Source organism: Buttiauxella agrestis ATCC 33320, from assembly GCF_000735355.1.
In the GTDB taxonomy this organism is placed as follows: domain Bacteria; phylum Pseudomonadota; class Gammaproteobacteria; order Enterobacterales; family Enterobacteriaceae; genus Buttiauxella; species Buttiauxella agrestis.
This window is the reverse complement of record NZ_JMPI01000025.1, coordinates 57,714-77,652: the sequence shown is the minus strand read 5'-3', so window position 1 is coordinate 77,652 and position 19,939 is coordinate 57,714. Positions and strand designations below refer to the sequence as shown.

Sequence of the window (19,939 nt, the reverse complement as noted above, 5' to 3'; positions counted from 1 at the left end):
CAGCAGAATTATGTCGCTAAAAATAAATTTTAAAATTTGTAAGAATTTTTTAAGCGTGGTAATTTTACACTAATATCATTCTGGAGATAAGTCCCATGAAACTCGCAGTGTATAGCACAAAACAGTACGACAAAAAGTATCTGGAGCAGGTTAACAATGAATATGGCTTCTCTCTTGAATTTTATGACTTCTTACTAACCGAAAAAACAGCCAAAACTGCTCATGGCTGTGACGGGGTGTGTATCTTCGTTAATGACGACGGTAGCCGTCCGGTTCTCGAAGAGCTTAAAAAGCAAGGTGTGAAGTTTATCGCGCTGCGCTGCGCGGGCTTTAACAACGTCGATCTCGACGCGGCCAAAGAACTCGGCTTGCCTGTGGTGCGCGTTCCAGCCTATTCCCCTGAAGCGGTCGCCGAGCACGCCATCGGTATGATGATGTGCCTGAACCGTCGTATTCACCGCGCTTATCAACGTACTCGTGATGCCAACTTCTCACTCGAAGGGCTGACCGGCTTTACCATGTACGGTAAAACGGCGGGTGTCATTGGTACCGGTAAAATTGGCATCGCAACGCTGCGAATTTTGAAAGGATTTGGTATGCGTTTGTTGGCATTCGACCCATACCCAAGTGCAGCAGCGCTTGAGCTTGGCGTGGAATATGTCGATTTGCCGACGCTGTTCGCGCAGTCAGATGTGATTTCCCTGCACTGCCCGCTGACGCCGGAAAACTACCATTTACTTAACCATGCTGCGTTTGATCAAATGAAAGATGGCGTGATGGTGATCAACACCAGCCGTGGCGGTTTGATTGATTCCCAGGCCGCAATTGATGCGCTGAAAAACCAAAAAATTGGTGCGCTGGGCATGGACGTCTATGAAAACGAACGTGATTTATTCTTCGAGGATAAATCAAATGACGTGATTCAGGATGACGTGTTCCGTCGCCTGTCAGCCTGCCACAACGTGCTGTTTACCGGGCATCAGGCATTCCTGACAGCAGAAGCGTTGACCAGCATTTCCGAGACAACGCTGGAAAACTTGCGTCAGTTAGAGAATGGCGAGCCTTGTGTTAATCAGGTGAACTAAGTTTCAGTATTAATGCCCTCACCCTAACCCTCTGCCCCAGGAGAGGGGATTAACCGCTCTGCCCCTTCTCCCTCAGGGAGAAGGCTGGGATGAGGGTGGTTTTAAGATTATCCTTACAGAATCACGCGACACTTTTTGCCAAAGTGTCGCCAACTCATTGATGAACTGAATAACTTAGGGAAAAGAAGATGAAAAAATTAGCTTCACTGGCTCTGGCTGCAATGGTACTGGCCGGTTGCGCACAATCGAACGACAAATCCACTGTCACTGCGCAAGATCTGCAACATCATCGCTATGTTCTGCAAAGCGTTGACGGCAAGCCGTTAACGGGCATTGATCGCACGCCAGAACTGAGCTTCGGTGAGAATATGCATGTTTCAGGTGCGATGTGTAACCGCTTTATGGGCCAGGCCACACTTGAAGACGGCACGCTGAAAGCGAAAGGTCTGGGAATGACCATGATGATGTGTGCCGAGCCGCAGCTTAACGGGCTTGACCATATGATTAACGATATGCTGACCAGCGGCGCAAAAGTGGATTTAGCCCCGCAACAGCTGACGCTGAAAACCAGCCAGCATACTTTAGTTTATAAACTGGCCGACCTGGTCAACTAGATCTGAACAGCTAGTACGTTCCACATGTTCCGGCGGCAAGCGCGTTTTCACTACAACGTTTGCCGTTGGGCATCGCACACATACCGATAGCCGAACCATCCAGCTGACGAGCAACACTCAGCGTCCCACCAATCATTGCACAACTTGCTTCACCCTGATTCGACATTGCCGCACGCATTCCAGGTGGAACGTGGGCCGCAGTGGCTTGTTGCGGTGGTTCATTACTACATGCCGACAATAAAATTGCCGCACAACCGGCTAAAAACGCAGCGCGCATGACTCTTCTCCCCCTAAACGTTGCAAAACCCAAGAATCATAAGCGCAGGCGTTAGGTTCCGTCGAGGCCGTAAAGCCATAAAATGTGTGTGATTTTGCAAAGCAGATCACTTTATTGCGCAAAACATCACCAATTACCCTTTTTACAACCTCAATCAAAGCGCAACGCAAGACACAAAAGCGAAAATCACCTTTTGTGTCCTTTGCTAGAATTAAAAGATTATTCTTCGACTCGCGCAAGCATGCGGGTCATTTCAGTTCTTATTGCGCAATGTAAGGGTGTTCTCATGATCACAACTGACGGCAATGGTGCAGTCGCGTCTGTCGCGTTTCGTGCCAGCGAAGTAATTGCCATCTACCCGATAACTCCCAGCTCCACCATGGCAGAACTTGCCGACGCGTGGTCCGGGGACGGGCGCAAAAACGTCTGGGGCGATACGCCTCGCGTGGTAGAAATGCAGTCCGAAGCAGGTGCCATCGCCGCCGTTCACGGCGCTCTGCAAACCGGGGCGCTCTCCACCTCGTTCACTTCATCGCAGGGTTTACTGCTGATGATCCCAACACTCTACAAACTGGCCGGGCAGCTCACGCCGTTTGTATTGCATGTCGCGGCGCGAACGGTTGCGACTCACGCACTGTCGATTTTCGGCGACCATTCCGATGTGATGGCCATTCGCCAGACGGGCTGCGCCATGCTGTGTGCCAGCAGCGTACAAGAAGCTCAAGACTTCGCGCTGATTTCACACATTGCGACACTCAAAAGCCGTGTGCCATTTATTCATTTCTTCGATGGTTTCCGCACTTCGCATGAAATCAACAAAATCGTCCCGCTGGCCGACAGCACCCTTCTGGAACTGCTGCCGCAAAAAGAGATTGATGAACACCGCGCTCGGGCATTAAACCCAGAGCACCCTGTGATTCGCGGGACTTCCGCCAACCCGGATACCTATTTCCAGTCTCGCGAAGCCAGCAACCTATGGTACGACGCGGTTTACCAACACGTTGAGCAGGCGATGGACAGCTTTGCCGCAGCTACTGGCCGCCAGTATCGCCCGTTTGAATACTACGGCCACCCGCAAGCCGAACGCGTGATTATCCTGATGGGCTCCGCCATTGGTACGTGCGAGGAAGTGGTTGATGAACTCCTGACGCGCGGCGAAAAAGTAGGCGTGCTGAAAGTTCGCCTGTTCCGCCCTTTCTCCGCCGACCATTTGCTGGAAGTGTTGCCAGAAAGCGCGCGTCAGATTGCTGTGCTCGACCGCACCAAAGAACCGGGTGCACTCGCAGAACCGCTGTATCTCGATGTAATGACCTCTCTTGCCGAAGCCTTTAACCGTGGCGACCGCGAAACGCTGCCGCGCGTAATTGGCGGGCGTTACGGTCTGTCATCGAAAGAGTTTGGCCCGGATTGCGTGCTGGCGGTGTTCAACGAACTGACACAAACCAAACCGCGCCCACGCTTTACCGTCGGTATTTACGATGACGTGACCAATCTTTCGTTGCCGTTGCCAGAAAACACCCTGCCCAACCGCGCCAAACTCGAAGCGCTGTTTTACGGCCTGGGCAGCGATGGCAGCGTGTCAGCGACCAAAAACAACATCAAGATTATCGGTAACTCGACACCGTTTTATACCCAGGGTTATTTCGTCTATGACTCGAAAAAAGCGGGCGGCCTGACGGTTTCGCATCTGCGCGTCAGTGAACAACCGATTAATTCCACCTACCTGATTGATAAAGCTGATTTTGTCGGCTGCCACCAGTTGCAGTTTATCGACAAATATCAAATGGCCGAACGCCTGAAACCCGGCGGCATTTTCCTGCTCAACACGCCGTATGGCGCGGATGAAGTGTGGCACCGACTGCCGCAAGAAGTTCAGGCGGTGCTGAACCAGAAAAAAGCGCGTTTCTTCGTGGTGAATGCGGCGAAAATCGCCCGTGAATGCCAGTTGGGTGCGCGTATCAACACCGTCATGCAGATGGCGTTCTTCCATCTCACCCACATTCTGCCGGGCGACAGCGCGCTGGCTGAGTTGCAAGGTGCGATTGCCAAAAGCTACAGCAGCAAAGGCCAGGAACTGGTTGAGCGTAACTGGCAGGCGCTGGCGTTAGCGCGTGAATCGCTCGCCGAAGTCACGCTGCAAGAAGTCAACGAAACCAGCCCGATGCGCCCGCCGGTCGTTTCTGATGCCGCGCCAGATTTCGTCAAAACAGTTACTGCCGCCATGCTCGCAGGCCTTGGCGACGCGCTGCCGGTTTCCGCACTGCCACCAGACGGCACCTGGCCGATGGGCACCACGCAGTGGGAAAAACGCAACATCGCCGAAGAAATTCCCATCTGGAAACCGGACATTTGTACCCAGTGTAACCACTGTGTCGCCGCCTGCCCGCACTCGGCAATTCGTGCCAAAGTCGTGCAGCCAGAAGAGATGGAAAACGCCCCTGCCGCACTGCAATCACTGGATGTGAAATCCCGCGATATGCGCGGTCAGAAATACGTGTTGCAGGTGGCACCGGAAGATTGCACCGGCTGTAATTTGTGCGTCGAAGTTTGCCCGGCGAAAGACCGCCAGAACCCAGAAATCAAGGCCATCAATATGATGTCGCGCCTTGAGCATGTGGAAGAAGAAAAAGAGAATTACGACTTCTTCCTCCAATTGCCGGAAATGGATCGCACCAGCCTCGAACGCATTGATATTCGTACTTCGCAACTGCTGCAACCGCTGTTTGAATATTCAGGCGCGTGTTCCGGCTGTGGCGAAACGCCGTACATTAAATTGCTGACGCAGCTGTATGGCGACCGTATGTTGATTGCCAACGCCACCGGTTGCTCGTCAATTTATGGCGGTAACTTGCCTTCTACGCCGTACACCACCGATGGCAACGGACGCGGCCCGGCGTGGGCAAACTCACTGTTTGAAGATAACGCCGAATTTGGCCTCGGTTTCCGCCTAACCGTTGACCAGCACCGCGCCCGCGTGATGCGTCTGGTGGATAAATTTGCTGACCAACTGCCCGCCGAACTTAATGAGCAGCTTCACACCGAAGCCACGCCAGAAGTTCGCCGCGAACAGGTTATCGAACTGCGCAAACACCTGGCAAATATCGATGACCCGGATGCACGCCAGCTCCTCACCGACGCCGATGCGATGGTTGATAAATCAATCTGGCTGATTGGTGGCGACGGCTGGGCCTATGACATAGGTTTCGGCGGCCTGGATCACGTGTTAAGCCTGACCGAAAACGTCAATATTCTGGTGCTCGATACGCAGTGTTACTCCAACACTGGCGGCCAGGCATCGAAAGCCACACCATTGGGTGCGGTAACTAAATTCGGCGAACACGGCAAGCGTAAAGCGCGTAAAGATCTCGGTGTCAGCATGATGATGTACGGGCATGTTTATGTGGCGCAGATTTCACTCGGCGCACAGCTTAACCAGACGGTGAAAGCCATTCAGGAAGCCGAAGCGTATCCGGGGCCGTCGCTGATTATTGCTTACAGCCCTTGCGAAGAGCACGGTTACGACCTCGCACTGAGCCATGACCAAATGCGCCAGCTCACCGCCACCGGCTTCTGGCCGCTGTATCGCTTCGACCCGCGTCGTGCCGATGAAGGTAAATTGCCGCTGGCGCTGGATTCGCGTCCACCGTCTGATGCGCTGGCCGATACGCTAATGAAAGAGCAGCGTTTCCGCCGTTTGAATGCGCAGCAACCGGAAGTCGCCGAGCAACTGTGGAAAGACGCAGCCGTCGATTTGCAAAAACGCTATGATTTCCTGGCGCAAATGGCCGGGAAAGCGGAAAAAACCGATAGCGAGTAACCGCTAAACGTCACGCTCATCAGTCATCTGGTGAGCGTGACGCTTCTTTCAGATAAACTTCAAAACAATATTTCAATAATTTCGCCCACCTGATTCATAAATGAGCACTCCATCCCTTTTCTGATATTAACGGTATGTTATATCTCGGTTAATTATTCTAAAAAGGAAACGTTATGTTAGGTCGAACTCTGCTCGCTACCTCAATTTTGCTGTCTATGAGCGGTGCCGCATTCGCGCTGCCTGAATTTCCTGTCTGGCCGGAAGGCGAAGCCCCAGGCGCTAAAAACAGTCCCGTCAAAGAAGAAACTGTCGACAGGCGTAAAGCGGGTGGGCTGGCAGACAGAGCCGTAACAGGGATACGCACCCCCACCATCACCGCTTATTTACCTAAAAAACCCAATGGCGTTGCGCTGCTTGTCACGCCAGGCGGATCCTATCAGCGCGTGGTGCTCGACAAAGAAGGCAGCGATTTGGCCCCGATCTTCAACGCCAACGGTTACACGCTGTTTGTCATGACCTACCGAATGCCCGCCGACGGACACGCCGAAGGAGCCGATGCGCCACTGGTGGACGCACAACGAGCGATTCGCACACTGCGAGCAGATGCGCAAAAGTGGAAAATTGACCCGCAGCGTATCGGTGTGCTGGGCTTTTCGGCTGGCGGTCATGTCGCGGCAAGCCTGGCGACTCGCTATGACGAAGCGGCTTATCCCGCCACAGATTCAATAGACAAACTAAGTGCTCGCCCAAACTTTCTGGCGTTAATGTATCCGGTTATTACCATGGATAAAAATATCGCCCATCCCGGTTCACGCAACGCATTGATTGGCGATCATCCGACGCCTGAACAGATTAAGAAATATTCACCAGAACAGAATGTGACGGCCCAGACGCCACCAACGTTTATCGTTCATGCGGTGGATGACCCTTCCGTGCCGGTCGATAACAGTCTGGTCATCTTTAACGCGCTGCGTGCCCACCACGTGCCAGTGGAAATGCATCTTTTTGAGCACGGTAAACATGGTTTTGGGATCCGCGGAGCGGTCGGGTTACCCGCGGCCAGTTGGCCTGAATTGCTGATGAACTGGATGGAGGCGTTGCCTGGTTCTGGCGAAAATGGTGCATGACAGCTGCGGCTTCGGGAGTTTTGAAGATCGGGTAAGCGTCGCGCCACCCGATACCTTCTGAACTATTTTTAAATCTTACTTAAAGCTAATGCGCACGATATCGTCCGGGCTGGTTGGCTCTTTTTCGCGGCTGCCCGCTTGTTTCACACTGACATACAGCTGCTGCCCATCCGGAGACAACGCGAGGCTATTTGGCAGCGCTGGCGTGTCGATGGTTTCCAGCACTTTGTAACTCTTCGCATCAATCACGCTGACTTTACCGGCTTTGCGGTGTGTCACGTAAATCTCATTACGCACCGGGTTAAACAGCACATCCAGACCCAGCGGCACATCCACTTTGTTCAGCACTTTGCTGGTTTTGGTATCCACTACCAGCAACTGCGGTGTTTTGGAATCGCTGACGAACGCGCGGTTATTTGCGGCATCCAGCGCAATATTCAGATAGAAATGCTCGCCTTCGGTGTCCAGTTTTGTGCGCGAGACAACTTTGTCGGTTTTGCTATCGATCACAATAAATTCGTTGTCGGCGTTGGTCATGTAAATGCGTGATGCTTTCGCATCAATCGCCAGTCCCGTCGCCATTTTGCCGAGACCTTTAATTGTATCGCGCAACGTTAACGTGCCGCCGTCAATCACCCACAGCACGCTGGATTCGCCCAACCCGCCCATGTATAGCGTGTTGGTCGCTTCATCCACCACCAACTGGCGCGGCATCAGCGGACGCGTGGTTTCGGTGCGTTTGGTTTCATCCACCACCAGCGTCTTAATCACATCTCCCGTTTTGCTGTTAATCGCCGTCACCGCGCTGCTGGTGGTGTTGCCGAGGAACAGCGTGCCTGTTGTTTTGTTGAGCGCCACACCGAACGGTTTCAGGTTGTTATGAATCGCCTGAGTCACTTCAAGAGTCGCGGGATCAAGGCGATAAACCACCCCACCTTTGTCCGTTTTGCGGCTTTGGGAAGTGGCAACATACAGGGCAGATTGGTCTGCGCTATAGGCCATTTCATACGCGCCTTTGCCAACGGGTTTTCTTTCAACCGTGAATGAGGTGTCGGCAAATAAAGATGTGGAAAACAGCAGGCTGGAAAGCATGAGCGCAGGCAAAACGCGCAGACGGGTTTGGGGTAAAACTGGCATAAATGTCCTTATCAATAGCGTGGATAAACCCTTAGCTAACATAGCGTTAGCTAAGGGTGAAAAATACTATTGATAACTATTATCATTTATAGATGAGAAAGTAAATCATTACACCTGCAAATAGACCATCTGCGTTTGCAGATATTCGTTCAGGCCGTGGCGGCCATCCGCTCCACCAATACCCGATTTACGCCAGCCCGCATGGAAGCCCTGCATCGCTTCAAAGTTTTCACGGTTGATGTAGGTTTCGCCGAACTTCAGCCCTTTTATCGCTTTCATGGCGGTGTTTAAATCGCGGGTATAGACCGACGATGTCAGGCCGTAGTCGCTGTCGTTCGCCATTTCCAGGGCTTGCTCCAGCGTTTCAAACGTCGTGACAGGCAGCACCGGGCCGAAGGTTTCGTCGTGCATAATCGCCATTTCCTGACGCACATCCACCAGCAGCGTTGGCGGGTAGAAATACCCTTTTCCTTCCGGCGCTTTGCCGCCCAGCACCACACGGGCACCTTCGCTAACCGCATGAGCGACTTTCTGCTCCACGCGCTCCAGTGCGGCGGCGTTAATCAACGGCCCCATCGACACATCGTCACGCTCGCCAGTGTCGCCAAAACTCACCTGTTTGAAGGCTTCGCTCAGGCGAGTAATAAATTCGTCGTAAATGCCTTTTTGCACATACACACGTTCCGCGCAGTTGCACACTTGCCCGGTGTTAATCATGCGCGAGTCAACAATCGCTTTCACGGCGATATCCAGATCCGCATCATCCATCACAATCGCTGGCGCTTTACCGCCCAGTTCCAGGCACACTTTGGTGATGTTTTTGGCCGCCGCCGCCATGATTTTCTCGCCCGCGCCGACGCTGCCCGTCATGCTGACCATCGCCACTTTCGGGTTGCCTGCCAATTCCTGGCCGACCGTTTCACCGCGCCCCAAGACAAGGTTAAATACCCCTTTTGGCAGCCCGATATCATGGACAATTTCCGCAAAGGCGATGGCGTTATTCGGCGTAAATTCGCTGGGTTTGATGACAATGGTATTGCCGGTAATCAGCGCAGGTGCCAGTTTGCGGGCAATCAGGAAGAACGGGAAGTTCCACGGTAAAATCCCGGTCGTCACGCCCAGCGCACGTTTGAACACCAGAATGTTTTCACCCGGGCGGTCACTTTGCAGAATTTCACCTTCGTAACGACGCGCCCATTCGGACATGTAATCAAGATAATCGGCGGTGAACGCCACTTCGACCTCGGCCAGCTGCTGCGTTTTACCGCCTTCGGCAACAATCAATGCGCTGATGGCTTTTGCACGCTCACGAATACCAGCAGAAATTTTACGCAACCAGCCAGCGCGCTCGATGGCGGGTAACGCTTCCCATCCTGCCTGGGCTTTTGCAGCGGCATCAATCGCATCACGCGCCTGCTGCGCGGTGCCGTCAGGAATGCGCGAAATCAGCGCTTCAGTGGCCGGATTAATCACATCAATCCACTTCTCGCCCTGCCATTGAACAAATTGACCATCAATATACATCGGGTGTTGTACAGGTGCTGTCATGACCGGCTCCTTTGCGCTCGCTATTTTGTTTCGTCTATGTAAAGCATTTGTGAATACTTTAGAGTTCGACAACAGCTATTCGGGCAAAACGGTCATGAAGTGTGATGGGACTCAATAAAAACAACAGAAAAGCAGCAAATTAGCTACAGATTAGAAACATAGGAATGACCGTTTTCAGCATCTTCATCAGAAAACGGTCATTATGGGAGAATTAGAGCAGTTGCCGGGCTGTCGGATAGTCAGTTATCAGCACGTCAATATAACCGCCGTGCAGCGCTCCACGAATGGCATTGGCTTTGTCATTTCCGCCCGCAAGTGCCACCACATGCGGGCAGTCACGAACCTGGCTGAGCTCCATGCCGATAACCGGATCTTCTTCTTTGCTCAAAACCGGCTCGCCCTGCGCATTGAAATAGTGCAGGCAGATATCCCCCACCGCACCGCGCTCGGCCAGCGTTTTCAGCATCGCTTCGCCATAATAGTTGCCCGAATTTTTCAGCAATTGGGACGGTTCAAGCTCACCGATACCGAGAATAGCCACATCGACTTCAGCAAACTTTTTCACGACTTCGGCCACATCGTCGCTGGCGACCAGTTTTGCTCGTTCTTCTACGGAATGCTCAATACTTTGCGACGGTAGCAACCAGGCTGGGCAGTCGAGTTGTGCCGCCAGGTTTTGCGTCAAAATCGTCGCCTGTACATTGCCGTTTGGCCCCACACCACCGAGCAGTTGAATCACACCGCGTGCTTTAATGCTCTGCGGGTGCAGCTCGTCCACCATTGCTCGAATGGTGGAACTCCAGGATGAAATCCCCACCAGATCGTTTGGCCGTAAACGCGTTTCAACATAGTGCGCCGCCGCGCTGCCTATCGCGTGTTTGATTTGCGAGGCAGGGGCTGATTCGTCGACATCCACCACAATCGCCTGGCGAATACCGTACTTTTTCTCCAGCGCCTGTTCGAGCGAGAGAAAAATATTAGCGGGCTGGATAACACTGATTTTTACCACGCCCTCTTTCTGGCAGCGTGTGATGGCGCGTGAGACAAATGATTGCGACAGGTGCAATAACCCGGCGATTTCTGACTGCTTCATCCCTTCTACAAAGTAGAGCGTCGCAATCTTGACCAACAAACGTTGTTCATCCTGCTTTGACATGTGCGCCTCCTGATTCTCTACCTGATATTTTTATTCAAGGCTGCATAAATAACAAGACAGCATTCCTTTTGCCGTTAATTCGTACAATTTGTGATCACATTCGCCTTTTTATCATTTTGATCAATTCCACATGGACAGAACCATAAGCGGGGCATATCGTTACATTGAATAATAAATCATGCTTGAATATATATTCAATGTGGAGATAAAAATGAAACTTACCCTGGTCAAGACCTCACTCGTTGCTGCACTGCTTGCTTCATCTGCCAATCTCTATGCCGCTGATAATGGGCTGATTGCCATTATTACCCCATCGCATGACAACCCATTCTTTAAAGCAGAAGCCGATGGTGCGATGGCGAAGGCAAAAGAGCTGGGCTACACCACGTTGGTCGCGTCACACGATGATGATGTGAATAAACAAAACCAGCTGATTGAGACCGCTATTGCCCGCAAAGCAAAAGCCATCATTCTGGATAACGCTGGGGCGGATGCCACCGTCGGCCCATTAGAAAAAGCCAAAGCCGCTGGCGTTCCTACCTTCCTTATCGATCGTGAAATCAACAAAACTGGCGTTGCCGTAGCGCAGATTGTTTCCAATAACTATCAGGGCGCGCAGTTAGGTGCAGAGAAATTTGCCAAATTGCTCAACGGCAAAGGCAAATATGTTGAATTGCTGGGCCGCCAGTCAGACACCAACGCCCACGTGCGCTCGCAGGGCTATCACGACATTCTCGACGACTACCCGGATATGAAAATGGTGGCGCAGCAAACCGCAAACTGGAGCCAGACCGAAGCCTTCACTCGCATGGAATCCATCTTACAAACTCAGCCCGACATTGTTGGCGTGATCTCCGGTAACGACACCATGGCGCTTGGCGCAGAAGCCGCCTTAAAAGCCGCCGGGAAAACCAATGTCATCGTGGTGGGTTTTGACGGCAGCGACTACGTGCGCGACTCGATTATCGCCAAGAGCAATATCAAAGCCACCGTGCTGCAACCGGGTTGGGAACAAGCGCAAATGGCTGTGGTACAAGCGGATTTTTTCCTGAAAAACGGCAAACCGCAGCTACAGGAAAAACAGTTGATGGACTGCGTATTAATTGACGATAGCAATGCCAATCAGCTGAAAACCTTCAAGCTGGCTAAGTAGTCCAGGAGGCTGTATGTCGCTCAAACAATGGGGTATTGGCTGGTTATGTTGCAGTGCCCTGTTGCTCACTGCCTGCCGGGTGGTGGATCTGGATGAAAACGGGCAACCGATTATTCCGCCAGATCCGAATGCGAAAGCGAGTTTCGCAAACCAGACACCCGCGCAGATAGCGCAACAAACCTGGAACAGCAAAGTACTGACGCCCGCGCAGAGCCATGCGCTGGATAGTACTACCCTGACAACCCGCGCCGCCAACGCCAACAACGAAAGCGTATTCGTCAAAGTACAAGGCAAAGTCGATAGCGTTTCTCTGGATAACGAACGCGAACGCACGTTGACCGTGACCGTCAATGACCAACCGCTGCAGGTGCAAATTGGGCCGATGATTCGCGGCAACGCCATCCGTGATGCGACCGGCTACAAGTTCGAAGATTTCACTAATCAGGTGCAGTTCGCGCAGCTTTCGAAAGCCTATAACCGCGAAGCAGCAAAACACCTGCCGAAAGTCGATGAAAGCTGGCAGCAGCAACCGGTCACCGTGGTAATGGCCGTAACGATGCGTAACGGTGCATTAAGTGACGCGGCGGCAATTTCACTGGAACGGGGGCAACCATAATGTCGCAAGATCCTATCATTCTGCGCACCCGTGGTATTTCGATGCTGTTCCCCGGCACCGTGGCGCTGGACAACATTGATTACAACGTCTGGCGCGGCAAAGTGAACGTCATCATCGGTGAGAACGGTGCAGGCAAATCGACGCTGATGAAGATTCTGGCGGGCGTTCAACAGCCGAGCCTCGGTGAAATGCGCCTGAATGGTGAAGTCGTGCAGTTTAATAGCACCCGCCAGGCCGCCGCGCATGGCATCGGCATGGTTCACCAGGAACTCAATCTTTTCGAAAACCTGACGGTTGCCGAGAACATTTTCCTCGGGCGTGAACTGCAACACGGTTTATCGCCCATTGATGAAGCCACGCAGCAGGCACGCAGCGCGGAATTGCTCAAGCGCCTGGATCAGCCTATTTCCCCGAAAGAGATAGTCGCAAACCTGAAAGTCGGTCAACAGCAACTGGTCGAAATCGCCAAAGCGCTGGCCGAAGACGCCGACATCTTAATTCTTGATGAACCGACCTCGGCGTTAAGCAAAACCGAAGTGGATATTCTGTTCCGGGTGATTCGCGAACTCACCCGCCAGGGCGTCACCATTATTTATATTTCCCACCGCCTCGAAGAGTTAATGGCGATTGGCGACGTGATAACCATTTTGCGCGACGGCAAATTCCAGGCCGAAGCACAGGTGTGTGATATCGACGTGCCGTGGATTGTGCGAGAAATGTTAGGCAGCGAGCCGGTGTCCAGTTTCCTGAAACCCGGGCGTGATTTTGGTGCCGCGATTCTGGAAGCCGAACACATCACCTGCGTCAATTCGGCAGGAAACACGGTGGTGAACGACGTCAGTTTTCAAGTACGCGCAGGTGAAATCGTCGGCATTTATGGGCTGATGGGTGCCGGACGCACGGAGTTGTTTGAATGCCTGTTGGGTACGCAACGCAACTATCTGGGCAAATTATGGCTCGACAGCAAACCGGTGCCACCGCGCCTTGCCACCGCCGAACGCATTCGTATGGGCATGAGTCTGGTGCCAGAAGATCGCAAACGTACCGGGATTTTCCCGATATCGTCGGTCGCCAGCAACCTGACGATTGCCAGTTTATGGCGGCGTTTACAGCGTGGTTTTGCAATTTCGCAGGTTGATGAAACGGCGGTCGTGGCCAGCACCATTGGCAATCTGTCGATTAAAGTCTCATCACCGGATGTGGAAATTCAGGCGCTGAGCGGCGGGAACCAGCAAAAAGTGGTGATTGGCCGCTCGCTGCTGACCAACCCGAAACTGCTGCTGCTCGATGAGCCAACGCGTGGGATCGACGTGGGTGCGAAAGCCGACGTGTTCCGCATGATGGTTCAGCTTTCCGAACAAGGGATTGCGGTGGTGTTTTCCACCTCCGATCTCAAAGAGATTATGGCGGTTTCCGACCGCATTCTGGTGATGTCCGGCGGCAAAGTCACCGCCGATATTCCCCGCGAACACGCCGAAGAGTCGGCATTGGTTTCCGCTAGTGCACAAGGGTTCTGATATGAAAACGAATGATACTGTCGCGCTCAACGCCAGACCAGGCTCGCCGTTCAGCTCGCGGGAAAATCTGCTGCTGTTACTGCTCAAACTGCGCACCTTTATTGCGCTGTTTTTGATTGTCGGTTTCTTCGCCATCATGGTGCCGGATTTCCTCGCCATGGGCAGCATGGTGATCATGATTAAACACATTGCTATCAACGCCTTCCTGGCGCTCGGCATCACCTTTGTCATCATCACGGCGGGCATTGACCTGTCGATTGGCGCCACACTTGGGCTGTGCGGCATGATTGCCGGTTGGCTGATAACCAAGGGCATTGTGCTGCCGATGTTTGGTATCGCCATTTTCCCAAGCGTGTGGGTGATTGTACCGCTGGTATTACTGATTGGCGGGCTGATTGGCGCGGGCAACGGCTGGATTATCACCCGCTATAACGTCGCACCGTTTATCTGCACACTCGGCACCATGTACGTGCTGCGTGGGGCCGCCATGTTGACCTCGGGCGGTGAAACCTTCCCCGGACTTTCCGGCAATCCACAGCTCGGCAATACCGGTTTCGACCTGATTGGCTCTGGCAATTTGTTCGGTATCCCGTGGGCAATCTGGATGATGATTGTGCTCGCCATCGCCATTGCTTATGTGGCTCGCCGCCTGCCCTTTGGCCGCCATGTTTACGCGATTGGTGATAACGAACGCGCCGCCGAACTGTCCGGCGTCAAAGTCCGCCAGGTAAAAATTTGGGTCTACACGCTGTCCGGTTTTTGCGCCGCCATTGCCGGGATTGTCGTTTCCGCGCAGTTGGTTGCCAGCCACCCGGCAAACGGCACGGCATTTGAGATGAACGCGATTGCGGCTGTGGTGCTCGGCGGAACGTCGCTGGCAGGCGGGCGCGGCACCATTCTAGGCACCCTCGTCGGCGCATTTGTGATTGGCTTCCTGGCTGACGGCCTGGTGATGATGGGCGTGAGTGAGTTTTGGCAAATGGTCATCAAAGGCATCGTGATTATTGTGGCGGTCATCATCGACCAGATGCAAAACCGCATGCAGCAAAAAGCGGCGGTCGTGGCCCAGAAAGCAATCATGGAAAGTAGCGGGAAGGTGTAGCGCGTCACAGATCCTCAATGGCGGGTATTTTTTTACCCGCATGGAATAATTATTCATATATGATTTTTAATGCAAGGGGTAACACTATGAATCCGTTCGCACTGTCAGTTACGGATCTGGAAAAGAGAGCGCGCGCCGTCCGTCGCCGCATCGTCCTGCTCAATGCCAACAGCCCGGCTGGCGGCCATACCGGGGCTGATTTATCACAGGTAGAAATCTTAACCGCCCTGTACTTCCGAATACTGAATTGTTCGCCGCAGCTGATTAACAGCGATGAACGTGACATCTACATTCAGTCTAAAGGCCATGCGGTAGGCGGTTATTACTGTGTGCTGGCTGAAGCTGGGTTTATTCCCGTGGAATGGTTGCCGACTTATCAGCATGCCGACTCTCACCTGCCCGGCCACCCGGTGAAACACAAAACGCCGGGTGTTGAACTGAATACAGGTGCGCTCGGCCACGGTCTGCCGGTCGCCGTTGGCATCGCGCTGGCGGCCAAACGCAACAACAGCCAGCGCCGCGTCTTTGTGGTGACTGGCGATGGTGAGCTGGCGGAAGGCAGCAACTGGGAAGCAGCGCTGGTCGCGGCACATTACCAGCTCGATAACCTGATCATCATTAACGACAAAAACAATCTGCAACTCGCGGGCTCGACCAAAGACATTCTCAATACCGACCCGCTGGATGAGAAATGGCGCGCGTTCGGCATGGAAGTGACCGAGTGCCGTGGCAACGACATGGCTGATGTGGTCGCCACAATTGAAGGATTACAGCCGCACGGCAAACCGCACGTTGTCATTGCCAACACCACCAAAGGCGCGGGCATCTCCTTTATTCAGGGACGCGCGGAGTGGCACCACCGGATACCAAAAGGTGACGAAATCGAACTGGCGCTGGAGGAACTGAAAGATGAGTAATAGCGAACACCTGGCAACCGTAATGGTGAATGCCTTTATTGACGCCGTCGAGCGCGGCGTAGACCTGGTACCGGTGGTTGCAGACTCAACCTCTACGGCAAAAATTTCACCCTTTATGAAGCAGTTTCCTGACCGACTGGTGAATGTCGGCATTGCAGAGCAGACGCTGGTGGGCACGGCGGTCGGCTTGTCGATGGGCGGCAAAATCGCCGTCACCTGCAACGCGGCACCGTTTTTGATTTCGCGCGCAAACGAACAGATCAAAGTCGACGTTTGCTACAACAACAGCAACGTAAAATTGTTTGGCCTCAATGCCGGAGCCAGCTATGGCCCGCTCGCCAGCACCCACCACAGCATTGACGACATCGCCGTGCTGCGCGGTTTTGGCAACATCGAAATCTATGCGCCATCGTGCCCGATTGAATGCCGCCAGATTATTGACTACGCGCTGGAACACGTTGGCCCGGTCTACATTCGTCTTGACGGCAAAGCATTGCCGGAACTGCACGACGCAGATTATCAGTTCAAACCCGGTGCCATTAATCAGCTGCGCGAAGGCGATGATGTGGCATTAGTCGCCATGGGCTCAACAGTGCATGAAATCGTCACGGCGGCGGCACAACTCGCAGATTTGGGTATTAATGCGGCGGTGATCAACGTTCCGTCTATCCGCCCTTGCGATACCGCACAACTTCTCACCATGCTTAAAAATTCACGCCACGTGATAACCGTTGAAGAGCACAACGTGAATGGCGGTGTCGGCAGCCTGGTCGCTGAAGTCTTAGCGGAAGCCGGATGCGGTATACCGTTGTTGCGGCTCGGCATTGCAGACGGTAGCTATGCTATTGCGGCGGATCGCAAGGAGATGCGTGCTCATCATGGAATTGATGCCGCAGGAGTCACACGTTCCGCCACGGCGCTTTGCAAAGGAGCATAGCCATGTCCAGCCCGGTAATTCTGGCTATTGATGAGGGCACCACTAACGCCAAAGTGGTGGCGGTGAATCGTAACGGGGAAATCTGCGCCCGTTACAGTGTCGGCGTGGCAATGACGCACCCGGCACCAGGGCTTGCAGAACAAGACCCCGTAGCACTTTGGCATGCCGTGTGTGAAGCATTGAGCGGCTGTCTGCGACAACTCGGCACAGCCAACGTCGCGGGCGTTGCGATAAGCAACCAGCGTGAATCCGTGTTGGTGTGGCAGCGCCTTGATGGTAAACCGTTAACACCCGTTGTGAGCTGGCAAGATCGCCGTTCAGAACAAACTTGCGAGCAACTGTTAACGCAGGGCCATGGTGAACTGATCACTCGCCTGACTGGCCTGCCCGTCGATCCGTTATTCCCGGCGGCGAAAATCCGCGCCCTGCTCGATGCCATTCCGGACGGCATGAAACGTGCCGACGCGGGCGAGCTGTGTATCGGGACAATCGACTCCTGGTTGAACTGGCAACTGACCGCCGGGCATTCGTTCACTACCGACTACTCCAATGCCGCCCGCACCCAGCTGTTTAATATTTACCGGGGCGAATGGGACGACGAATTACTCAAATTATTCGGCATTCCGCGTGCGGCACTGGCGGAGGTGCGCGCATCTTCCGGTCACCATGGCGAAGTGCAAATCAACACCATTGCCGGTTTGCCGATTGGCACGCCAGTGCTGGCGCTTATCGGTGATTCACACGCGGCACTCTACGCGCAGCGCAGTGTCTGTGGCCATGTGGTGAAAGCCACTTATGGCACCGGTTCTTCTTTGATGCTTTCACTCCCGGAGCCGGTAAACCGCAGTAATCGCCTGAGCACTACGCTTGCCTGGCATGACGGTGAGCTGAACTACGCGCTGGAAGGCAATATCACTCACACCGGTTCCGGTGCCGCCTGGTTGGGGAAAATGTTAGGTATCACCGATCCGGCAAAACTCACCGAGCTTGCGCAATCGGCAGAAAGTAACCAGGGCGTGTATTACGTGCCGGCGCTTTCCGGGCTCGGTGCGCCGTGGTGGGATTTATACGCTCGCGGCATGATTTGCGGCCTGACGGATGCCGCTACGCCTGCAGTGCTGGCGCGAGCCGCACTGGAATCGCTGGTCTATCAAATTGCCGATGTGTTTTTCGCTATGGAACAGGCGACTGGCGAGCGCCTCGAATCATTGTGCGTGGATGGCACCGCTACCCAAAACCGCTGGCTGATGCAATTACAGGCAGATGTGCTGCAACGCCCGTTAATCATTCAGCCCGCTGCTGAAATCTCCGCACTCGGCGCAACGCTGCTTGCCGGAAAAACCCTCGGCTGGTGGCAAGACGGAACACCGCTTGCCGCATTAGCCCACTGTGGCGAGCGTTTGCAGCCGCAGGCAGAACAACAAAAAACCATGCAAGAAAACTATAAACAATGGCTTGAAGCCGTGGCGCGTTGCCGCTTTCAGCCAAATTAAATCTATTTTGAGCGGAGTGAAGCTATGTCCAGAATCCCTAAACAACTGACCTTCGGTGTGATCATCGGCAACCGCGGGTTCTTCCCAAGCTATTTAGTGGCGCAGGCGCATGAACAAGCCGAAGCCTTATTTAGCAAACTGGGTATCAAAACCGTGATGCTTAAAGATGGGCAAACGCATCTCGGCGGTGTGGAAACCCGTCAGGATGCTAAAGTCTGTGCCGAACTGTTCCGCCAGCATCGTGACGACATTCATGGAGTGGTGGTGCTGTTGCCAAACTTTGGCGATGAAAAAGCGGTAGCAGAAGCGATTCGTCTTTCCGGTTTGAAAGTCCCGGTGTTAATCCAGGCCGAAGAGGACAATCTCGACAAAATGGGCCTGGCGACACGCCGCGACAGCTTCTGCGGGAAAATTTCCCTGTGCAACAACCTGCGCCAGTACAACATCCCCTTCACGCTCACCACGCAGCATGTGTGTGCGTTAAGCGGTGAAGTGTTCGAACACGATTTACAGCGCTTCGCGCAAATCTGCCGGGTAGTGAAATCAATGCAGGGCGTGCGCATCGGGGCAATTGGTGCGCGCCCGGCCAGCTTTAACACCGTGCGTTACAGCGAAAAACTGCTCGAAAAAATGGGCGTGGCGGTTGAAACCCTCGACCTGTCTGAAATTTTCACCCGCATCAAACACATCAGCGATGACGACCTGCGAGTGCATGAGAAGCGCGGCATCTTAATTGAAAACGCCGATGCCAGCGGCATTCCCGCCGATAAGTTAACCCAAATGGCAAAACTGTTTGTGGTGATCAGCGAATGGGTCGTGGCAAACGACATCGACACCACGGCGATCCAGTGCTGGACGTCGCTTCAGGAAAACCTCGGCATTAATGTTTGTTCGATTATGAGCGTGATGTCCGGGCAGTTGATGCCAAGCGCCTGCGAAGTCGACGTGATGGGCGCATTGTCGATGTATGCCCTCGCCAGTGCGTCGCTTAACCCGGCCTCGATTGCCGACTGGAACAACAACTTCGGCGACGATCGCAACAAATGCGTGTTATTCCACTGCGGGAACTTTGCCAGCAGCAGCCTGGAATCTCCGTCGATGGGCACCGCTGATATTATCGGCACAACGGTCGGCAAAGAGAACACCTGCGGCGCAGTACATGGTCGCCTGAAAAGTGGCCCGCTGACCTACTTCCGCCTCTCTTCTGATGATTTTACCGGTGAGGTGAAAGCCTATGTCGGCGAAGGGCAATCGGTTGATGATGCGTTAGATACCGTAGGTTGCCGCGCGGTGATTGAAGTGCCGCATCTGGAGAATTTACTGGCGTGGATTTGTAACAATGGCTTTGAGCACCACGTCGCCATGAACCATTCGGCGACGGGTGTGGTTTTGCAGGAAGCATTCACTAAGTATTTAGGGGTGAACTGTTACCTGCATCGTTAA

The 19,939-nt window shown here is 53.6% G+C and carries 16 protein-coding genes; 12 read left to right on the top strand and 4 right to left on the bottom strand.

The window, feature by feature from the left end; genetic code table 11:
* The first annotated feature begins 95 nt into the window (after window positions 1–95).
* Entirely contained in the window at window positions 96–1,085 is a 990-nt protein-coding gene (locus tag GBAG_RS09105) for a 2-hydroxyacid dehydrogenase (RefSeq protein WP_034495235.1), read from the top strand.
* 188 nt (window positions 1,086–1,273) lie between these two features.
* Window positions 1,274–1,699 (top strand): heat shock protein HslJ, encoded by a 426-nt coding sequence (gene hslJ / locus GBAG_RS09100; RefSeq protein ID WP_034495233.1) that lies wholly within the window; start codon window positions 1,274–1,276, stop codon window positions 1,697–1,699.
* A gap of 10 nt (window positions 1,700–1,709) precedes the next feature.
* On the opposite strand, the gene GBAG_RS09095 is transcribed toward hslJ, so the two are convergent.
* Window positions 1,710–1,976 (bottom strand): putative hemolysin, encoded by a 267-nt coding sequence (locus GBAG_RS09095; RefSeq protein ID WP_034495231.1) that lies wholly within the window; start codon window positions 1,974–1,976, stop codon window positions 1,710–1,712.
* A 286-nt stretch (window positions 1,977–2,262) separates the two neighbouring features.
* Here GBAG_RS09095 and nifJ point away from each other — a divergent pair, with 286 nt between their 5' ends.
* A complete protein-coding gene (gene nifJ, locus GBAG_RS09090; protein ID WP_034495229.1) occupies window positions 2,263–5,793 on the top strand; it encodes a pyruvate:ferredoxin (flavodoxin) oxidoreductase in 3,531 nt (1,176 codons plus the stop codon).
* Between the two features lie 173 nt (window positions 5,794–5,966).
* Entirely contained in the window at window positions 5,967–6,920 is a 954-nt protein-coding gene (locus tag GBAG_RS09085; protein ID WP_034495227.1) for an alpha/beta hydrolase, read from the top strand.
* 75 nt (window positions 6,921–6,995) lie between these two features.
* On the opposite strand, the gene yncE is transcribed toward GBAG_RS09085, so the two are convergent.
* The 3 genes from yncE to GBAG_RS09070 all read right to left on the bottom strand — a co-directional run bounded on the left by yncE (window position 6,996) and on the right by GBAG_RS09070 (window position 10,761).
* A complete protein-coding gene (yncE, locus tag GBAG_RS09080; RefSeq protein WP_034495225.1) occupies window positions 6,996–8,057 on the bottom strand; it encodes a 7-bladed beta-propeller protein YncE in 1,062 nt (353 codons plus the stop codon).
* Between the two features lie 108 nt (window positions 8,058–8,165).
* On the bottom strand, window positions 8,166–9,605 hold the full coding sequence (gene aldA / locus GBAG_RS09075; protein ID WP_034495223.1) for an aldehyde dehydrogenase: 1,440 nt from the start codon (window positions 9,603–9,605) through the stop codon (window positions 8,166–8,168).
* 211 nt (window positions 9,606–9,816) lie between these two features.
* Window positions 9,817–10,761 (bottom strand): sugar-binding transcriptional regulator, encoded by a 945-nt coding sequence (locus GBAG_RS09070; protein WP_034495221.1) that lies wholly within the window; start codon window positions 10,759–10,761, stop codon window positions 9,817–9,819.
* 211 nt (window positions 10,762–10,972) lie between these two features.
* Between GBAG_RS09070 and GBAG_RS09065 the strand changes: the two genes are divergently transcribed.
* The 8 genes from GBAG_RS09065 (at window position 10,973) to GBAG_RS09030 (ending at window position 19,939) form a co-directional block, all read left to right on the top strand.
* Window positions 10,973–11,914, top strand: a complete 942-nt coding sequence (locus GBAG_RS09065) for a D-ribose ABC transporter substrate-binding protein (protein WP_034495219.1) — start codon at window positions 10,973–10,975, stop codon at window positions 11,912–11,914.
* A gap of 13 nt (window positions 11,915–11,927) precedes the next feature.
* The gene (locus tag GBAG_RS09060; protein WP_034495218.1) at window positions 11,928–12,530 is read left to right on the top strand and encodes a DUF2291 family protein; all 603 of its coding nucleotides are present in this window, start codon (window positions 11,928–11,930) and stop codon (window positions 12,528–12,530) included.
* Window positions 12,530–14,047 carry a sugar ABC transporter ATP-binding protein gene (locus GBAG_RS09055; protein WP_081908391.1) on the top strand — a complete coding sequence of 506 codons (1,518 nt, stop codon included), beginning with the start codon at window positions 12,530–12,532 and terminating at the stop codon, window positions 14,045–14,047. The genes GBAG_RS09060 and GBAG_RS09055 overlap by 1 nt, the downstream gene beginning before the upstream one ends.
* Before the next feature lies 1 nt (window position 14,048).
* A complete protein-coding gene (locus tag GBAG_RS09050) occupies window positions 14,049–15,149 on the top strand; it encodes an ABC transporter permease (protein WP_034495216.1) in 1,101 nt (366 codons plus the stop codon).
* Window positions 15,150–15,235: 86 nt separating this feature from the next.
* Window positions 15,236–16,066 (top strand): transketolase, encoded by an 831-nt coding sequence (locus tag GBAG_RS09045; RefSeq protein WP_034495215.1) that lies wholly within the window; start codon window positions 15,236–15,238, stop codon window positions 16,064–16,066.
* Window positions 16,059–17,003 carry a transketolase family protein gene (locus tag GBAG_RS09040; protein WP_034495213.1) on the top strand — a complete coding sequence of 315 codons (945 nt, stop codon included), beginning with the start codon at window positions 16,059–16,061 and terminating at the stop codon, window positions 17,001–17,003. The genes GBAG_RS09045 and GBAG_RS09040 overlap by 8 nt, the downstream gene beginning before the upstream one ends.
* A gap of 2 nt (window positions 17,004–17,005) precedes the next feature.
* Complete coding sequence (locus tag GBAG_RS09035; protein WP_034495211.1) at window positions 17,006–18,496, top strand: FGGY family carbohydrate kinase; 1,491 nt, start codon at window positions 17,006–17,008, stop codon at window positions 18,494–18,496.
* A gap of 24 nt (window positions 18,497–18,520) precedes the next feature.
* Window positions 18,521–19,939: an L-fucose/L-arabinose isomerase family protein gene (locus GBAG_RS09030; protein ID WP_034495209.1), complete on the top strand. Its 1,419-nt coding sequence runs from the start codon at window positions 18,521–18,523 to the stop codon at window positions 19,937–19,939.